This window comes from Gilliamella sp. wkB18, assembly GCF_001690875.1.
Lineage (GTDB): Bacteria > Pseudomonadota > Gammaproteobacteria > Enterobacterales > Orbaceae > Gilliamella > Gilliamella apicola_A.
The window spans coordinates 1-1025 of the sequence record NZ_LZHM01000041.1 but is presented as its reverse complement, the minus strand read 5'-3'; the positions used below and the strand labels follow the sequence as shown (position 1 = coordinate 1025).

At 34.5% G+C, this 1025-nt stretch carries 1 protein-coding gene; it reads right to left on the bottom strand.

Annotated elements, in window-relative coordinates; all coding sequences use genetic code 11:
• Positions 1-257: 257 nt before the first annotated feature.
• On the bottom strand, positions 258-920 hold the full coding sequence (locus A9G48_RS03725; RefSeq protein WP_065575803.1) for a hypothetical protein: 663 nt from the start codon (positions 918-920) through the stop codon (positions 258-260).
• Positions 921-1025 lie beyond the last annotated feature (105 nt).

Sequence of the window (1025 nt, the reverse complement as noted above, 5' to 3'; positions counted from 1 at the left end):
GAATTCGCGTTTTATAATCGGTAAAATCGCACCCTGTCAGTAACGATAACATCAGTAAACTACTACCTAATATTAAGACTTTTTTGATTTGTGTTTTCATCAGTTATTACCTGTTAGTTAAAATTTTTTAATCGCTTTTGTCACTGCTTCGGCTTATGGCTCGTATCAGCTGTATATTGGTATGACAGTAAGTATGGAAACACTTTTTTACCCCGCAAATCTTAAACTTAACAGTAATCTAATGAATTAAAATAATTTTATAAAATATAACCGCCACTTTTAGCCCTTCTTAGCTTTAATTCACCATAATCATTAACATTATAATAATGAGTCCCTCTGGCAAGATCTTTACCTGTTACGACATCTTCAAGACCGTCAAAATTAGGATACAAGCTATAAATCTGTTTGCTTTTTATCCAGTTTGGCACATTTTCCATATGGTAACGAAATGACACCATTCTCATACCTTTAAGTTGATTATCAACCTCTGTAATCCTATCAACTACAACCCGACCAAAGCAGAAGTTAGTGCCTCCCCACCAATCTACGTATTTGCGACCTTCATCCGTTAAATTATAACGGTACAGAGGCTTATCACCGTCATGACCAACCAGCTCTTCGGTAAATAATCCCTCTTTAGCATAAAGGGATAGCTTTAAGTTTAATCTTCTATTTTGTTTTACTTTATCATAAGGCTCTTTCGGATCAATTTCGCCTTCAACATAGTGAATAGTATAAGGATACATATCCTCAGTTAAATCCCCCACAGCCAAACAAACTGATTTATTTCCTGTTGGGTTATTAATATCGTTTTCCCTTTGAATTCGCGTTTTATAATCGGTAAAATCGCACCCTGTCAGTAACGATAACATCAGTAAACTACTACCTAATATTAAGATTTTTTTGATTTGTGTTTTCATCAGTTATTACCTGTTAGTTAAAATTTGTTAATCGATTCTGTCACTGCTTCGGCTTATGGCTCGTATCAGCTGTATATTGGTATGACAGTAAGTATGGAAACACTT

Bases quoted from the DNA above. Each gene is read 5' to 3' on its own strand.
- A9G48_RS03725 (WP_065575803.1), bottom strand. From the start codon at position 920: ATGAAAACACAAATCAAAAAAATCTTAATATTAGGTAGTAGTTTACTG.